This is a genomic window from Microcystis sp. M113S1, from assembly GCF_020246945.1.
Lineage (GTDB): Bacteria > Cyanobacteriota > Cyanobacteriia > Cyanobacteriales > Microcystaceae > Microcystis.
Genome location: NZ_JADBSA010000352.1, coordinates 19,478 through 34,778, shown reverse-complemented (window position 1 = coordinate 34,778; position 15,301 = coordinate 19,478). Strand labels below are relative to the sequence as shown.

The window sequence follows — 15,301 nt, the reverse complement described above, 5'->3', positions numbered from 1 at the left end:
CAGGAATAAGTTATCGAACGGCTTGGAGATGGTGGAAACAAGGGAATTTAACAGGTTATCAATTGCCTTCTGGTACAATTATCATAACGGATGACAACCATTCAAAACCCGACTTGATAGCTTGCATTTATGCAAGAGTTTCCAGTGCCGAAAATAAAGACAATCTAGATAGACAAGCTGACCGATTAAAAGATTATGCTGTTGCCAGAGGCTACAAAATCTACAAAGTTGTCAAAGAAGTAGGCAGTGGATTAGACGATAATCGCCAACAATTAGCCAAAATTCTAGTTGACCCCAATTATAATGTTTTAATTGTTGAACACAAAGACCGTCTAGCCAGATTTGGGACTAATTATCTAGAAATCTTGTTAAAAGAACTAGATAAAAAAGTGGAGATTGTCAATTCTCTTGTTTGTTCTGCTCTATTTTCCCTGTGTTTCGGCCACATCGGCAGTATATCGCGAAACTAATGCCGGTTGGACTGCTTTTATTGCCCTCTGGACCACAGGAATGGCCTATATTGTTGCCACTTCCTTCTATCAAATCGCCACTTTTTCTCGACATCCGGGATTTTCCCTCTTTTGGATAGTCTTGATGGGTTTAACCGTAGTCGGGGTTTTATTCACCTTAAAAAATCTCCGTCCCCGAAAAATCAACCGTCCGGCAATTTAATTTCAGTTATCAGTGGTCAGGTTTTGGGGTTTTAGGGTTTTGGGGGTTTAGGGTTTTAGTTAAAATTTCCCCACTTCCCCACTTCCCCACTTCCCCATTCCCCATTCCCCCAACTTTATTTGAAAAGATGATTTTAACCGATATACAGGCTTATCTTGCCAAAAATCAGAAAGCATCTGTGGCTGACTTATCCAGACACTTTCGGATGTCGGCGGATGCCTTAAGTCCCATGCTCGATCGCTTGCTTAAAAAAGGGCGAAGTCGCCTGATTTCCCTAGAAAAATGCGGAGGATGCAGCCGTTGTACCCCGGAATCTATGGCTTTTTACGAATGGATTGAGGGCAATTCCACAGGGACAAACAACTAAAAGTTCACTACTACAGAGGTAATCTCACCATTAAGATAACTGCTGTATTACCAGTCGCTTTCAACGGGGATAGTTAATTTCTGGCGAGTAACCAAAGTCACTCAACCCCGTTAGCCCTCAGCCGGCAGAACCTCAAAGTTATATAATCTTTAAGAGTTATTAAGCTTTGTATCAGTTTGCCCAGCAGGATTGAATGAATATACTTTTGGTGACATCATCTTTAGGGTTACTCCTAGCGATCGCTATCGTCGTCTATTTTGTTTCCTCTCGCAAGTATCAATCGTCGGACTCGGTGGCCAACTCCTACGACCAATGGACCGAAGACGGGATTTTAGAATATTATTGGGGCGAACACATCCATTTAGGTCACTACGGTTCCCCACCAGAAAAAAAAGACTTTCTAGCGGCAAAAGCCGACTTTGTGGCGGAAATGGTCTCTTGGGGAGGTTTGGATAAATTACCCGCCGGTGCAACTCTCCTCGATGTCGGTTGTGGTATTGGTGGCAGCAGTCGCATTCTGGCCCGTGACTACGGATTTGCCGTTACTGGTGTCACTATTAGTCCCAAACAAGTGGCACGGGCCAAAGAACTAACACCCCCAGATTTAAATGCTCGCTTTTTGGTCGATGATGCCATGGACCTTTCTTTTCCCGACGAGAGTTTTGATGTGGTCTGGTCAATTGAAGCCGGTCCCCATATGCCGGACAAAGCCGTTTTTGCTCGGGAATTACTGCGAGTTCTCAAGCCCGGAGGAGTCCTGGTGGTAGCGGACTGGAATCAGCGAGATGACCGTCAAAAACCGCTTAATTTCTGGGAACGTCCCGTAATGCGCCAACTTTTGGATCAGTGGTCTCACCCCGCTTTTGCCAGCATCGAAGGTTTTGCCGAACAGTTAGCAGCCACGGGATTGGTAGATGGGGAAGTGATGACTGCTGACTGGACAACAGCCACTCTACCCTCTTGGATTGATACCATTTGGCAGGGGGTGATTCGTCCCCAAGGTTGGTGGCAATTTGGTCTAACTGGGTTGCTTAAATCCGTCCGAGAAGTGCCGACAATTCTGCTGATGCGTTTGGCCTTTGGCACGGGTTTATGTCGTTTTGGGATGTTCCGCGCTGTTCGCACTCAATCCAATCTGCAACCAAGTCAGCAAGAGTCTCTGAGCGCCCATTTATAGGGATTGCAGCCTCTGGACGTTCCTTTCTCTGCCCTCCCCAGTTCTGAAAAGATATTTAATAGAGCCGTAGATTAATAACATTGTCGTTAAAGTTATGGCCATAATTAGGGGGGCGATTTTGGCTAACCAGAAAGCCACGAAGATTATCCCGATTCCGTTGGCGAGTAAGATGGGTAAACGTGGCACTATGCCATAGTCAATAATTTTTTCTGTGCTTGGCTGCAGTTGAATCTTGGCTAAACAATGGAACCAAATTTGACTAACTAGAACTATTAAAGCTCCCCATCCTATCCAGAGGGCAGCCACATAAAAGCCCGATAATTCTAAAACAATTGTACTAATTGTGACGATAAAAAAGCGATCGAGGCGAGGATCGCTGGTTTTTTGCTGAAATTGGGCAATTTCTGCCATATCTACCGCTGCCATGCGTGCCTGTTCCATACACATCACCAGGGTACCTAGGGCAAGAATGGCAGCGGATAGGTTTTCCGGTGAGAAGATTTGGGAGATTATGCCTAAACTAGCTGGAAAAAACAGTAAAAAAAGGATCGTTCGTCTCATCTATTCGGGGTGGGGTCGGATTAAGATCAGAAATGCTCTTGACTTGATCATTTCTGTAATGTCTTGTTTGCCTCCTTTTCAAAATGCTCTCCTTCTCACCCAAGCTTTAACCCATCGTTCCTATGTCAATGAACAGTCGGAATTGACGGAAAATAACGAGCGCCTAGAATTTTTGGGCGATGCGATTTTAGCTTTTTTGGTGGGCGAACTATTGTATCAAAAATATCCCGCCATGAACGAGGCAGAATTAACCCGTTTGCGGTCAAATTTGGTCAAAGAAGAACAATTAGCGCAATTGGGCTTTGAAATCGGCCTAGGGGAGTTAATGCGTTTGGGTAAGGGGGCAATTAAAGATCGGGGGCGATCGAATCCTACCCTATTAGCGGACAGTTTTGAAGCGATAATTGGGGCTTATTATCTAGATTCAGGGTTAAATGCGGTTAAAAACTATCTGCACCAACTTTTTATCCCTGTGGCCTCTCATTTAGTCTCTCAACAATCGGAATCGCCATCTTTTATCGATGCCAAAAATCTCTTTCAACAGTGGGCGCTGGCCAATTTCGCCTCTAATCCAGAATATGCGATCGTTGATGTTACAGGACCGCCCCACGCTAGGGAATTTACTGCCGAAGTGCGGGTTAATCATCTTCTCTATGGTACAGGTAAAGGTAAACGGAAACAGGATGCCACCAAAGCGGCTGCCGAAGATGCCTTAAAGCGCTGTCAATTGCCAGGGTAAATAGGGCCAACCCTACTTACTTTAGAGGCCACCAATTAACTTTATCTCTGGTGGCACTGTACACTTCTTTTAAACCCTCGGCATCCAGTACCCGAATTAAATCCCCCGTTGATTCTGAGGCAATTAATCCCACGGTTTGCAATCCTTTTAATACCTGTTCGACGGTGCGTTGATTGAGTTGACAAGCGCGAGCAATCACATCGACGGATAAATCAAAAGTATAGATATTTTCGGCACTCGGTTGACTGCCTAATTCTCTTTCTTGATAGATTAAAGCTCTGAGTAAAGTGGCTACAGCTTGGGGTGGATAGCTACTGCAATTAAGCAAATGATACTCGAATTTTTGCTGTAATTCAAATAAAAAACAGTACCGTTGACGAAAACTTTCGTTATCGTTGTAAATCTTTTCTAGTGCCGATAAGGGAATTTTCAGGACGTGGGTAGTTTTATAGGATTCCACCAAACAGGGAAAGGCGCGACTGGCTAAACCATAACTAAAGGGTAAACTCCTCATACCAAAACAGCCGCCGGGGTAGGTAATGGCAATAATCCGGTCGAGGGGAGTGCTGCGGACGACGATTACACCCTCATCCAAAATCACATACAAAACATCTAGAAATTCATCGGGTAGAAAAGCCGTATAGACGGGACGATTGGAAAATAGCGTCTCTAACTTGAGATTGTCTGCATCGAGATACTGACTTAACCAAGCTTCCTCTAGTCCGCGAAAGAGAAAACTCTGGTTAATCAGTTGTTGTAGGAGGGGTGTTTTTTTGGCCTTGACGCTCTTGCCCATAGTCTCAAACCTAGATGTAGCACTGATTCCATCTTCTCACAGTTTCCCTTGTTATCACCTTATTCCCAATTTGTTTTATAAATGTATTGAAATTTTGTTTCCTGTGCTGTAGGATTAAACCAGACCTGAAAACAGATACAACCTCAGAGTAAATCTTAGGAGCGCCCCCGATGCAGTCATCCCAGTCTTGTTTATCCCTACTCGTGGCAACTGTCCTGACGGGGGGAACGCTGGTATCTTGCACCCCATCCCCCACCAATAGCGGCAATGACAGCCAAAAACCCGTGACTGTGACACTTGTTTCCTATGCTGTCACCCAAAGCGCCTACGAAAAAATCATTCCCAAATTTGTCGAGGAATGGCAACAAAAAACGGGGCAAAAGGTAACTTTTGAACAGAGTTATGGTGGCTCCGGTTCCCAAACTCGCGCCGTTATCGATGGTTTAGAAGCGGATGTGGTAGCGTTGGCTTTAGCTTTGGATACCAAGAAAATTGAGCAAGCGGGATTAATTCAACCCGGTTGGGAGAAAGAAGCTCCGAATGACTCTATTGTTCATAAGTCTGTGGTGGCTTTTGTTCCTCGTGATGCCAATATTAAAATTAATAAATGGTCAGATTTAGCCAAGGATAATATTAAAGTTATTACCGCTAATCCCAAAACTTCTGGCGGAGCGCGCTGGAATTTTCTCGCTCTCTGGGGTTCGGTGACGCAAGCGGGAGGCAGTGAACAAGCGGCGCAAACTTTTGTCGAAAAAGTGTTTAAAAATGCGCCAGTTTTACCTAGAGATGCTCGCGAATCTAGTGATGTATTTTTAAAACAAGGCCAAGGAAATGTGCTAATTAATTACGAAAATGAGATGATTCTCGCTAACCAAAAAGGTGAGAAGTTAGCTTACACTGTTCCCACCGATTACAACATTTCTATTGATAATCCCGTGGCGGTTGTTGATGCCAATGTGGATAAAAAAGGTACGAGAAAAGTGGCCGAAGCTTTTGTGCAGTTTTTATTTACCCCAGAGGCACAAAGAGAATTTGCTCAGGTGGGTTTTCGTCCCGTTGAACCGACGGTAGCTAAAGAGTTTGACAGTAAATTTCCTCAGATAAAAAATCTCTTTACCGTGCAGGATTTAGGCGGTTGGGATAAGGTACAAAAGCAATTCTTTGATGAAGGAGCCTTGTTCGATAAAATTCTGACTAAAGCTGGTAAATCCTAAGGAGAAAAACCATGGATAATCAACCTCAATGGCAAACTATTAATCATCCCCAAAGTGACTTACATCTCGATCAATCAGGACTCGATCGCCCCACGTCCCGAAGAATAAAAATTCGGATTCCTAAACAATATATTAACGAGCCAATTATAGCACGTTTAGGGTCTTTTCCTGGTCTAAAAGTGAATATATTTTCCGCTTTGTTAGCTGCAAATAATAATCAAGATGGCTGGTTCGATCTACAACTACAAGGCAACTCCCAAGGGATAGAAAATGCCCTTTCCTATCTGGCAGATTTAGATGTAGAAGTTTGGTATGATTCAGCACAAGTTCTTGAAGAAGCGGACAATTGGTAATCTCTAGCAATAATTAACAATGGCTAACCCACAATTATCTCTATCTCCGAGTCAACCCCACAAAAAAGTTTCTATTCCTTGGGTAATTACCATTAGTTATCTAGTGGTTTTGTTGGTTTTACCGGCAGCGGCACTATTTGCTAAATCCCTAACTCTTGGTTTTGCCGAATTTTGGCGCATTGCCACTTTACCGATTTCTTTATCCGCTTACCAAGTCACTTTTTTGACTTCCTTAATCGCCGGATTAATTGACGGAGTTTTTGGCACTATTATCGCTTGGGTATTGGTGCGTTATCGATTCCCGGGTAAAAAAATTGTCGATGCTTGTGTGGATTTGCCCTTTGCTTTACCCACTTCTGTTGCCGGTTTAGTCCTAGCCACAGTTTACAGTGATAACGGTTGGCTCGGTCAATTTTTTGCCCCCTTTGGCATTAAGATATCCTTTACCATTTTAGGGGTTTTTGTGGCGATGTTATTTATCGCTTTACCCTTCATTGTCCGCACCTTACAGCCGGTTTTACAGGAAATGGAAAAAGAGGTAGAAGAAGCGGCTTTATCCCTCGGTGCTTCCTCTTGGCAAATCTTTTGGCGAGTTATTTTTCCCACAATACTACCCGCTATTTTAACAGGAGTTGCCCTCGGTTTTGCCAGAGCGATCGGTGAATATGGTTCCGTAGTTATTATCTCCTCTAATATTCCCTTTAAGGATTTAATTGCCCCGGTTTTAATCTTCCAAAGACTAGAGGAATATGATTACACGGGGGCAACAGTAATCGGCATGGTTTTATTACTGGTTTCTTTGTTCATGTTAGTAGTAATTAATTTCCTGCAGCAATGGGGGCAAAAATACAGAGTTAAGTAACAATTATTATCATTTAATGAGAGACAGAGTAAAAATGCAGAATCCAAAAGTATTAACTAAACCGAAAGAGTGGGATTACAAACCCCTACTAATTATCATCGCCCTTGTTTATCTGGCACTATTATTATTTATTCCGGCGGCGGCAGTATTTTACTATGCTTTTCGCAATGGATTCCAAGCTTTTTTAGAAGCGGCGGGAACTTCTGACTTTATCGAGGCTGTGAGATTAACAGTAATTATTGCCCTAATTACTGTACCTTTAAACACAATTTTTGGACTTTGTGCAGCCTGGGTAATTGCTCGCAATCAATTTCGTGGCAAAACTTTATTAATTAGTTTAATTGACTTACCTTTTGCCGTTTCTCCCGTGGTAGCCGGTTTAATGATTGTACTGCTCTATGGGCGCAATGGTTGGTTAGGTTCTTTCCTAGAATTTTTCGATATAAAAATACTTTTTGCTTTACCCGGAATGGTATTAGCAACTATATTTGTTACTATGCCTTTTGTCGCTAGAGAAGTTATCCCAGTCTTAGAAGAAATTGGCTTAGAACAAGAGGAAGCGGGGCGCACTTTAGGGGCAAGTGATTGGCAGATTTTCTGGCGCATAACTTTACCCAATATTCGTTGGGGATTGATGTACGGAGTGCTGTTAACTAATGCCCGGGCGATGGGAGAATTTGGGGCGGTTTCTGTGGTTTCTGGCAGTATTTTAGGGAGGACTGCCACCCTGCCAATTTTCGTAGAACAGGCCTATAAAAATTATCTAACTCCTGCCGCTTTTAGTGCAGCGGCTATTCTAGCCTTACTAGCGGGAGTTACTTTAATTATCAAAGAAATTCTCGAACGTAAAACCGCCCACAAAATTCACACTACTTAACTACAAAAAACCTAAAAATATGAGTATTACCATCCAGCAAGTTTCTAAACGTTTCGGCAATTTTCAAGCTTTAGATAATATAAGTTTAACCATTCCTGAAGGCAAATTAGTCGCCCTCCTCGGACCATCGGGATCGGGAAAATCCACCTTATTACGTTCAATTGCCGGATTAGAAAGTCCCGACAGTGGCGCGATTATCATTAACGGACAAGATACCACCCATGTGGATCCTAGACGGAGAAATATCGGCTTTGTTTTTCAACATTATGCCCTATTTAAACATTTAACTGTCCGTCAAAATATTGCTTTTGGTCTAGAAATTCGCCGGCAAAAATCGCCATTAATTAAGAAAAGAGTTGAGGAATTATTAGAATTAATTCAATTACAAGGATTAGGCGATCGCTATCCCGCCCAATTATCGGGAGGACAACGGCAGCGAGTAGCTTTAGCCCGCGCTTTAGCCATTCAACCGAATGTATTATTATTAGATGAACCCTTTGGAGCTTTAGATGCAAAAGTTAGAAAAGAATTAAGGGTATGGCTGAGAAATTTACACGAAGAAGTTCACGTTACCAGTGTTTTTGTTACCCACGATCAAGAGGAAGCAATGGAAGTAGCCGATACGATTGTCGTGATGAATCATGGTAAAATTGAACAGGTGGGTTCTCCCGCCGAAATTTACGATCATCCGGCCACACCTTTTGTGATGCAATTTATTGGGGAAGTGAATATCTTACCTAATCTAGCGGGATTAGGAAATGGGCATCATCAGGGTCATAATTCCACCGTTTTTATCCGTCCCCACGACCTGGAAATTATGCCCGAACAAGATGGGTTGAATAGTTGGGCAGTGGTAAAAAGAGTTATTCATTTAGGCTGGGAAATACAAGTAGAATTAATGTTAGCCGATGGGGAAATGGTGGTGGCTTATCTCAATCGTGAGGAGTACAAGCAATTACAGTTACAACCAGAACAAACGGTACATTTAAAACCGAGAAAAGCCACTTTGTTGACGGATTTTGATCGGCAATCTCAAGCGTTAGATTACTCGATTTAACTTTCTTAACAGTAATCAGGCATAAATTCCCCGATTTCCCGACAATTTCTCAGTTGTTGTGCATTTAAACTCGGTATTTTGTATTTTAGTACAAATGCCTGAACTATTTCTCCCTGTTAGACTCGGCCCGACAATGCTCACCGAGACGAGTCGAGGTGCAGCCGAAGTCTAACGGCAAGCTTTCTCCTATGCAGTCTTAACCAGTAATTTAGATGCGCGAGCAGCTTAGATGATTGGGAAAAGAGAGGAGAAATGCTAATCCTATCAGCCCTGGAATTTGGTATTATAGGTAAAACTTGTCTTTTTCTGAGAACTAAAGAAATTACCGCTTTTTTCAAATTGATGAGGTATGAACTCTCCTGCCTAAACCTAGTTTTTTTTACTTCATTAAATTAGAATTGCCATAACTGCTAATCACAGGAAAGACAAGCTAAAAGCAAGAGAGAGAAACAATCAATGTCTGTAAATTCTATACCGCGAATCGAAAATCTGCGCGTGCAAAATTACCGAGCTTTACAGGACTTAGAATTAAAAAAAATTACTCCTCTAACCGTTTTTCTCGGTCCTAATGGGAGCGGAAAATCTACCATATTTGATGTCTTTGCCTTTCTCTCTGAATGTTTTACTGTTGGTTTAAGAAAAGCTTGGGACAGACGGGGAAGATTTAAAGAATTAAGAACCAGAGGACAAGAAGGTTACATCATTATCGAATTAAAATATAGAGAAACATTGGCATCACCTTTAATTACCTATCATTTAGCCATTAATGAAGCTAATAATCGCCCTTATGTTGCCGAAGAATGGTTACAGTGGAGACGAGGACCGCAGGGCAAACCTTTTCGCTTTTTAGACTTTAAAGAAGGGGAAGGAATAGTGATTAGTGGAGAAAATCCCCAAGAAGAAGATGAACGAATTTCTGAACGATTAGACTCTGCGGAATTTTTAGCTGTTAGTACCCTGGGACAATTGGCCAAACATCCCCGGGTTAGTGCTTTGCGTCGTTTTATCACAAGTTGGTATCTTTCCTACTTAACCGCAGATAATACTCGCAATCAACCCGAAGCAGGAGCGCAAGAAAGATTATCGCCAACTGGTGACAATTTACCTAATGTTATTCAATATTTAAAAGAAGATCATCCTCAACGATTAGAATCTATTTTACAAACCCTTTCTCGTCGAATTCCTAGATTAGAAAAAGTAGAGGCATCTATTATGCCGAATGGACAGCTTTTACTCCAGATTAAAGACGCACCTTTTCAAAGTCCAATTCTTGCCAAATTTGCCTCCGATGGCACTTTAAAAATGTTGGCTTATTTAACTATATTATATGATCCAAGCCCTCCGCAATTAGTGGGAATAGAAGAACCAGAAAATCATCTTCATCCCCGTTTATTACCTGAATTAGCAGAAGAATGTCGGGCAGCGACCGCAAGTACACAATTAATGGTAACAACTCATTCTCCCTTTTTTGTAGATGGTTTGAAACCAGAGGAGGTTTGGGTGCTTTATCGAGATGAAAAGGGTTTTACTCAAGCTAAACGTACTTCAGAAATGCAAGGAGTTAAGGAATTTATTCAAAATGGTGCTTTGTTGGGTCAATTATGGATGGAGGACTATTTTGATGTGGGTAATCCTATCATTTAACTTTAATACCAAAGGAGGGAAAAAGTGCATCTTGAATTTCTAGTTGAAGAATTTTCTACCCAAGAATGTTTAAATCAAATTTTACCTAAAATATTATTTGAGAATGTCACTTATAAAATTCATGCCTTTCGAGGTAAATCCGATTTAATCAAAAAACTACCGGAGCGATTAAAAGGTTATAAATGCTGGATACCCGATGATTATCGAATCATTATTCTTGTAGATAGAGACAATGAAGATTGTCAAAAAATCAAAGAAAAGTTAGAAAATATCGCTCAACAAATAGGGCTTATCACTAAAACGATTAGCGAAGATAAAAAAACATTTCAGGTGTTAAATAGAATTGCTATAGAAGAACTAGAAGCTTGGTTTTTTGGTGATATTCAGGCTATAGTCTCAGCCTATCCCAAAGTTTCTACTAATGTGGGACAGCAAGCAAAATACAGAAAACCCGATGAAATTACAGGCGGAACTTGGGAAAACTTAGAAAAGATACTTCAAAAAGCTGGGTATCATCGAGGAGGTTTAGAAAAAGTGAAAGCAGCCAGAGAAATTTCTCAATTTATGACTCCTGCTCATAATTGTTCTCCTAGGTTTCAGATTTTTTATCAAGGTTTATTGGCGATGCTCCCCTAGAAAAAATCGCTCTAATTATTTAACTGATAACTGATAACTCAGGTTAACTAACTATTTTTCGCCTCTAATTTGGTCAAACGACTTTTAAGTTCCTGATTTTCCTGTTTCATTTTTTCTAATTCCTCGCGAATTTCCTGAATTGCTTTCTCGGAACCTAATTTTTTCTGGACTTTTTGTACTGCTTCCTCCGCTACACGACGCACGCGACCATCGGGAGTTCGATCGCTCAAAGCTTGTAAAATAACGATAGCTTTGGCATTTTCTATCTGTCCTAAAGCGTTACACACTGCCACCTGCGTCAAGAAAAAAGTTTCCTTGGCAATGGTTTCTAAACGTTCCAAAATTACGGTTAATTTATCCGTGGTTTGTCCCGAAGAAATCGCTCCCAGGCCGCGGATAGCTGCTAATCTCAGGGGTTGAGGCGTGCCTAAAGCCGTGTAGGTCAAAATTGACTCCAAAGCCGCCGGCGAGGTTTTTAACTGGCTTAAACCGCCAATTGCGCCCGCTCTTACTACCTCATTCCACCCCTTTCTTAACTGTAAAATATGATTGAGTAGGTCAATAATTTCCCCTTCTTGATCTTGCAATTGTCCCACGGCCATAGAGCCTAATCCTCGCGCCGTGGCCGCTTCCACATAATAACTAGCATCTCCAGCTTCTAGTAGGGATTTAAGCGCGTTATAACTATCTAAGGTTTTAATTTCACTTAATCCCTCGACAATTGCCCGACGTACTTGTGCTTTTTCGTCGTTTAAACCTTTAATTAAAGCAGTAACCGCTTGATCTAAACCAAGAGTTGCTAACTGTTTGGCCACCTCCACACGCACACCCCAAAAAGGCTCATTTTCTAGGGATGTCCCTAAAGCTTCGATCGCTTCTAAACCGCCTTTTTTAGCAATGGCAATGGCTGCATAGATACGGGAAATTGGATCGGGATCCTGTTGTAATTGCGCTTTTAATTCGCCGATAGGATACTCAAGAGTGACGGTTTTGAGGAAATTATTACCCCGATCAAACTTGACAAAATCGGGCTTTTGTGCTAGGGGAAAATAGAAACTTTGTTCTTTTTGGTGAATCCGCAGATTGTAGGTAAGATCGTCAGAGTTGAGATAGGCAAAAGCGACGGGAATTTTCAAGTCGAATAGTTCTTTTTCATCCTGGGTTTGGGTGACAGTTAATTGGGCTAAATTATTCTGATTGTCCCAACTGTAGGCCACCTTATAATCGGGATGACCACCGCGATAAACGTACTGATCAAAGAGGAATAATAAATTGTACCCGGTCGCTTTTTCGATCGCCCGTAATAAGTCCACAGTTTCCACGGTTTTATGAGCATTATCCCGCACAAAAGTATGAATCGCTTTTCCGAATAAATCTTCCCCTAAAATAGAGCGAATCATCTGATAAACACAAGCACCTTTTTCGTAGAGATGACGATCATAAAGTTCGATCGCTTCTCGATAAACATGAGTAACAATCGGACGACGATAGCGGGAAGTATCTTCTTCTAAATAACTTCTTGCTTCCCCTAATAAATAATAACTAGCAGCAGCTTTTCCGTATTCCGATTCTGTCCATAAAACCTCAGAATAGGAAGCCATTCCCTCTTTAATCCAAGCGTGAGACCAGTGTTTAATCACCACTAAATCACCGAACCATTGATGAGCTAATTCATGGGCAACTAAGCTTTCTGTCCAAGTATGATCAATACTTGCTCTTTGATCGATCAAACAGCGATCGGTTAAAATTGTGGTGGAAGTATTTTCCATCCCACCAAAAATAAAATCATCTACGCAAACTTGTGCGTATTTAGGATAGGGATAGGGATAACCAAACGTTTGGCTAAAAAACTCGATCATGCGGGGAGTTTTACCCATACTTCTTTGTCCCTCTTCTTCCCGTCCTTTTTCCACATAATAAGTGACAGGAACACCATTCCATGAGTCGCGTAATTCAGCAAAATCTCCCACCGCAAGAGTCATTAAATAGGTAGGATGAATTTGCTTTTGTGACCAGTGATAAATTCTGTCTTCACCAACGTTTTCCACCGAGATTAATTCCCCGTTAGAAATAGCGATATAGGGTTGGGGAATTTTCACCCGAATTTCGGAAGTGGCTAACTGTCCGGGATAATCAAAACAGGGAAACCAAAAGCGAGAATCTTCATCTTCTCCCTGGGTCCAAACTTGCATCGGTTTATCGGGATAATATTCGTCAGGTCCGATAAAATATAATCCCCGTTGTGGTTGCTTAACCTGATAGTTAATCGTGAGGATAATCGGTTTATCGGTAGTGGGTTGTAGCAGATGAATAGTCAGGAGAGAACGATCATAGTCAAAGGGTTGACTGATATCTTCAATGAACACAGAATTAATATTTAGCTCCACCGCATCCAGAGTTAAACTGCTAATTCCCTGACGAATGGGGGTGAGGGTAATCTGACAGCTGCCCTGAAAACTTTGCTGAGAAATATCAATAATTAAATCGAGAAAAATATGATTAACTTGTCCGGGTCGATCGGGGTTATAATGGGGTTTAGCCCCCGGTAACTCAAAGGGTTGACGCTGATTATTTTCCGTGTCGATGGTGAGATGAGACATATTAGCCCTAACTTGCTGATTTTTGTCCGGTAAACTTAAATTAACACGATCGGTCGTCCCTTTCCTTGCTAATAATAATCCCACCCCTATGAATCTCCCTTCCTTTCTCTGGTTATGGAAAATTGCCGCTTGGTCGATGGGATTTGCTCTCTTTGCCTATTTTTTATTAGCGGTTTCGGGGGTAAACATGGGTTATCGACGACTCGCGGGCCAATCTCGACCGAAATGGTTAAGATCCTTTCATCTGGTCAGCGGCCTGATCATGGTTGCTTTGGTCTTAATTCTGCTGGGAATCGGATTAGTGGGAACAATCGGTCATTATGGCAGTTTAGGCCACTCTTCCCACCTGATAGCGGGTTTATCGGTGGTTTTTCTGGTTTTTGTTTCGGCAATTAGCGGCCTGAACATTACAACTCGTCCACCTCTAGCGCGGTCTCTCCACATCGGCACTAATCTTTTATTGTTTCTGGGTTTTCTTTTTGTTACCCTAACAGGATGGGATGTGGTCCAAAAATATCTACAATAAAAATAGTCGGCGATCGAGTGGAGACTGTTTGATCGAGAAAAACTAGCTATCTCATCCCGAAAAATCGCTTTTTAGTGACAGAATACTCACCCCCAAATCATTATGCAAACCGTCGAATCACAAGCTATTAACACGATGTCAGTGCCAAAACAAGGTCTTCCAGTAACAATTATTACTGGGTTTCTTGGTAGTGGTAAGACTACTCTCCTCAATCATATTCTCAGCAATCAACAGGGATTAAAAACAGCTGTTCTTGTCAATGAATTCGGTGAAATCGGTATCGATAACGAACTGATTATCAGCAGTGATGACAGCATGGTAGAATTAAATAATGGCTGTATTTGCTGCACGATCAACGAGGATTTAATTCAAGCGGTTTATAAAGTTCTCGAACGTCCCGAAAAAATCGATTATTTAGTCGTAGAAACCACGGGATTAGCCGATCCTTTACCGGTAGCTTTAACCTTTTTAGGTACGGAATTACGGGAAATGACCCGTTTAGATTCCATTGTCACTATGGTGGATTGTGCCAATTTTAGTCTCGATTTATTCAACTCGCAAGCGGCCTTAAGTCAAATCACCTATGGTGATATTATTGTTCTCAATAAAACCGATCTAGTGGATGAAGCAGATGTGGATTCTTTAGAAATAAGAATCCGGGACATGAAGCAAGGAGCGAGAATTCTTCGTACTAGCAAAAGTCAGGTTCCTTTACCCTTAATTCTCAGCGTCGGACTATTTGAATCGGATAAATATTTCGACAGCAAAGAAGAACACCATGACCATGATCACCACGACCACGATCACGACCATTGCGATCATGATCACGACCACGATCATGATCACGATCATCACGACCATTCCAATCATTTAGAGGTGGATGGATTTACTTCTATTTCCTTTGCTAGTGACCAACCTTTTTCGATTCGGAAGTTCCAATATTTCCTCGATAATCAGTTACCAGAAAGCGTTTTCCGCGCTAAGGGTATTCTCTGGTTTGATGAAAGTCCTAAACGTCATATTTTCCACCTCAGTGGTAAACGTTTTACTCTCGAAGATGACGAATGGAAAGGTACTCCCAAAAATCAGCTAGTTCTTATCGGTCAAAATCTCGATCATGAAACCATAAAAGAACAGATTAACAATTGTCTCAGTTTACCCGCTGTCAATCGCGGTAAAGGATTTGGGAAATAGATAACCATCTTTTGCGGGTGTGTTAG

Annotated in this window: 16 protein-coding genes and 1 pseudogene; 14 read left to right on the top strand and 3 right to left on the bottom strand. The window is 41.8% G+C overall.

The window, feature by feature from the left end:
• The 4 genes and pseudogenes from IM319_RS17675 to IM319_RS17660 form a co-directional block, all read left to right on the top strand.
• The coding region (locus IM319_RS17675) for an IS607 family transposase (RefSeq protein ID WP_287736450.1) at window positions 1–470 on the top strand (470 nt) is incomplete at its 5' end.
• Window positions 406–672 (top strand): annotated as a pseudogene (locus tag IM319_RS17670) (ferrous iron transporter B); the annotation flags it as partial. The gene IM319_RS17675 and the pseudogene IM319_RS17670, both read left to right, overlap by 65 nt.
• Before the next feature lie 127 nt (window positions 673–799).
• Window positions 800–1,039 carry a FeoC-like transcriptional regulator gene (locus IM319_RS17665; RefSeq protein ID WP_287736449.1) on the top strand — a complete coding sequence of 80 codons (240 nt, stop codon included), beginning with the start codon at window positions 800–802 and terminating at the stop codon, window positions 1,037–1,039.
• Between the two features lie 193 nt (window positions 1,040–1,232).
• Entirely contained in the window at window positions 1,233–2,216 is a 984-nt protein-coding gene (locus tag IM319_RS17660) for a methyltransferase domain-containing protein (RefSeq protein WP_287736448.1), read from the top strand.
• Here IM319_RS17660 and IM319_RS17655 read toward each other — a convergent pair.
• A complete protein-coding gene (locus IM319_RS17655; RefSeq protein WP_287736447.1) occupies window positions 2,211–2,777 on the bottom strand; it encodes a hypothetical protein in 567 nt (188 codons plus the stop codon). The genes IM319_RS17660 and IM319_RS17655 overlap by 6 nt on opposite strands.
• A 58-nt stretch (window positions 2,778–2,835) precedes the next feature.
• Here IM319_RS17655 and rnc point away from each other — a divergent pair, with 58 nt between their 5' ends.
• Complete coding sequence (gene rnc / locus IM319_RS17650) at window positions 2,836–3,516, top strand: ribonuclease III (protein WP_287736446.1); 681 nt, start codon at window positions 2,836–2,838, stop codon at window positions 3,514–3,516.
• 16 nt (window positions 3,517–3,532) lie between these two features.
• Here rnc and IM319_RS17645 read toward each other — a convergent pair whose 3' ends face one another.
• Complete coding sequence (locus IM319_RS17645) at window positions 3,533–4,312, bottom strand: Crp/Fnr family transcriptional regulator (protein WP_287675059.1); 780 nt, start codon at window positions 4,310–4,312, stop codon at window positions 3,533–3,535.
• 170 nt (window positions 4,313–4,482) lie between these two features.
• Between IM319_RS17645 and IM319_RS17640 the strand changes: the two genes are divergently transcribed.
• From IM319_RS17640 to IM319_RS17610, 7 genes are all read left to right on the top strand, one after another.
• Entirely contained in the window at window positions 4,483–5,526 is a 1,044-nt protein-coding gene (locus tag IM319_RS17640; RefSeq protein ID WP_287736445.1) for a sulfate ABC transporter substrate-binding protein, read from the top strand.
• Window positions 5,527–5,537: 11 nt separating this feature from the next.
• Window positions 5,538–5,879 (top strand): NIL domain-containing protein, encoded by a 342-nt coding sequence (locus tag IM319_RS17635; protein WP_002768372.1) that lies wholly within the window; start codon window positions 5,538–5,540, stop codon window positions 5,877–5,879.
• Between the two features lie 19 nt (window positions 5,880–5,898).
• Window positions 5,899–6,741, top strand: a complete 843-nt coding sequence (gene cysT, locus IM319_RS17630) for a sulfate ABC transporter permease subunit CysT (RefSeq protein WP_286826307.1) — start codon at window positions 5,899–5,901, stop codon at window positions 6,739–6,741.
• 34 nt (window positions 6,742–6,775) lie between these two features.
• A complete protein-coding gene (gene cysW, locus IM319_RS17625; protein WP_287077973.1) occupies window positions 6,776–7,618 on the top strand; it encodes a sulfate ABC transporter permease subunit CysW in 843 nt (280 codons plus the stop codon).
• Between the two features lie 19 nt (window positions 7,619–7,637).
• The gene (locus IM319_RS17620; RefSeq protein WP_287736444.1) at window positions 7,638–8,675 is read left to right on the top strand and encodes a sulfate/molybdate ABC transporter ATP-binding protein; all 1,038 of its coding nucleotides are present in this window, start codon (window positions 7,638–7,640) and stop codon (window positions 8,673–8,675) included.
• A 456-nt stretch (window positions 8,676–9,131) separates the two neighbouring features.
• A complete protein-coding gene (locus IM319_RS17615; protein WP_287736443.1) occupies window positions 9,132–10,319 on the top strand; it encodes an AAA family ATPase in 1,188 nt (395 codons plus the stop codon).
• A gap of 24 nt (window positions 10,320–10,343) precedes the next feature.
• On the top strand, window positions 10,344–10,955 hold the full coding sequence (locus IM319_RS17610) for a DUF4276 family protein (RefSeq protein ID WP_287736442.1): 612 nt from the start codon (window positions 10,344–10,346) through the stop codon (window positions 10,953–10,955).
• Window positions 10,956–11,002: 47 nt separating this feature from the next.
• Here IM319_RS17610 and IM319_RS17605 read toward each other — a convergent pair whose 3' ends face one another.
• Window positions 11,003–13,639 (bottom strand): M1 family metallopeptidase, encoded by a 2,637-nt coding sequence (locus IM319_RS17605; protein ID WP_287736441.1) that lies wholly within the window; start codon window positions 13,637–13,639, stop codon window positions 11,003–11,005.
• Between the two features lie 4 nt (window positions 13,640–13,643).
• On the opposite strand from IM319_RS17605, the gene IM319_RS17600 reads away from it, so the two are divergent.
• Both IM319_RS17600 and IM319_RS17595 read left to right on the top strand, forming a co-directional pair.
• On the top strand, window positions 13,644–14,081 hold the full coding sequence (locus tag IM319_RS17600) for a DUF4079 domain-containing protein (RefSeq protein ID WP_287077979.1): 438 nt from the start codon (window positions 13,644–13,646) through the stop codon (window positions 14,079–14,081).
• A gap of 102 nt (window positions 14,082–14,183) precedes the next feature.
• The gene (locus tag IM319_RS17595) at window positions 14,184–15,275 is read left to right on the top strand and encodes a CobW family GTP-binding protein (RefSeq protein ID WP_287736440.1); all 1,092 of its coding nucleotides are present in this window, start codon (window positions 14,184–14,186) and stop codon (window positions 15,273–15,275) included.
• Window positions 15,276–15,301: the final 26 nt, after the last annotated feature.